The organism is Devosia sp., assembly GCF_017307565.1.
Taxonomy (GTDB): domain Bacteria; phylum Pseudomonadota; class Alphaproteobacteria; order Rhizobiales; family Devosiaceae; genus Devosia.
The window spans coordinates 1-1495 of the sequence record NZ_JAFKHD010000242.1 but is presented as its reverse complement, the minus strand read 5'-3'; the positions used below and the strand labels follow the sequence as shown (position 1 = coordinate 1495).

2 protein-coding genes are annotated in these 1495 nt (G+C 65.6%); both read right to left on the bottom strand.

Features of this window, described 5'->3' with window-relative positions:
• The coding region (locus J0I64_RS08170; protein WP_291407098.1) for an ATP-binding cassette domain-containing protein at positions 1–559 on the bottom strand (559 nt) is incomplete at its 3' end.
• Positions 560–575: 16 nt separating this feature from the next.
• Entirely contained in the window at positions 576–1490 is a 915-nt protein-coding gene (locus J0I64_RS08165) for a sugar ABC transporter substrate-binding protein (protein ID WP_291407099.1), read from the bottom strand.
• Positions 1491–1495: the final 5 nt, after the last annotated feature.

Below are 1495 nucleotides of genomic sequence, written 5' to 3'. Positions count from 1 at the left end.
GGGCGAGCCGGGCGTGCCGGATCTCCAGCAATTGACCGAGCAGCGGTGAATAGCTCGTCCCGTCGCCCAGCGCGCGATTCTGCCGGGCGATCAGGTCGATCGCGCCAAGCAGGTGCTTTTCCGACTGATCGTAGACCTTGTCGTCGAGCGGCGTGCTCCTGGCCATGGCTGGCCAGTCCGTCGCGATGACCTCCTTGAGATAGGCTTGCAGACCACCGTTCAACCGGCTCTGCACCTCGTCCGGCAGGCCGGCCGAAACGACCAAGGCGTTCTCGACGGCATCGAACTGCGGCACGAGACTGAGTTCCTGGTGGATGAAGCGGAAGCCGAGCGCCTCGGCCTCCCGCACGCTGCTGATCGCGATCGCCTCGCCGTCGACGCGGATCTCGCCGGCATCCGGCCGCACGAGGCCGGACAGCGTCTTGATAAGCGTCGACTTGCCCGCGCCGTTCTCGCCGATGAGGCCATGCACCGAGCCGGCGGCCACGGAAAGGCTCGCCCCGGCCAGCGCCCGCGCGCCGCCGAAGCGTTTTTCGAGGCCCCTGATCTCAAGCAGCATGGCCGGTTATCCCTCTTTACGGGCAGGTCACGCCGAGCGTCTCGGGCGTGATCATGACGGCCGGAACGAAGAGCTCGTCCTTGTCCGCCTTGCCGCCGCCGAGGATCTTCTCGAGCTGCTCGGCGCCGACGGCGGCCATCTTCGGGAAGTCCTGGCGGAAGGTCGCCTTGTAGCGCGTGCAGGACTTGATCATCTCGATCGCCTGCTCGCTGCCGTCGATGCCCATGATGATGAATTTGGCATCCGGCTTTTCCGATTCCGTCGCCAGCTCCGCACCGACGCCCGGATCGTCCCAGGCCGCCCACACGCCGTTGATCTCGTCGCCGTGCTGGCGAAGGATGTTCTCCATCGCGATGCGGCCGTCGTCGACCGGCCCCGGCACCTTCACGAAATGATCGGCGATGACCTTCACGGCGGGGTTCTTCTTCGGCGCCGCGTCGAGCTCCAGCTCGCGCGGGTGCACGCCCGGATGCGCCGAATGGAAGAATTTTACGATATTGCCCTTGCCGCCGAGCGCCTTGAAGAGCGCGTCGGAAAGCTGGGTGCCGAGATCGAAATTGTTGGAGGTGACATTGACCGCGACATGCGCGTTCTTCGAGCCGTCGAGCGAGATCACCGGGATGCCGGCATTCGCGGCGAGCGCCACCTGGTCCTCGACCTGCGCCGGATCCGTCGAGACCAGCACGATGGCCGAGGCCTTGGCGTTGATCGTGTCTTCCATGCGCGAGGCGAGCTGGCCAAAATCGCTGCGGGTGTCGATGATGGTGACGTTCCAGCTGCGCTTCTCGCCCTCCGCCTTGAAGCTCTGCGCCATCTCGTTGGTCGGCACCGAGCTGATATAGGGCGTCAGGATGGTGACGTCGGTGGCGAAGGCCGCCGGGGCCGATGCCATGAGCGCCGCGATGGCCGCTGCGAATGCGAATTTCTTCATTGTGG

What these genes read in the sequence shown, in the direction of transcription:
- J0I64_RS08165 (WP_291407099.1), bottom strand. Translation starts at nt 1,490, where the DNA reads ATGAAGAAATTCGCATTCGCAGCGGCCATCGCGGCGCTCATGGCATCG.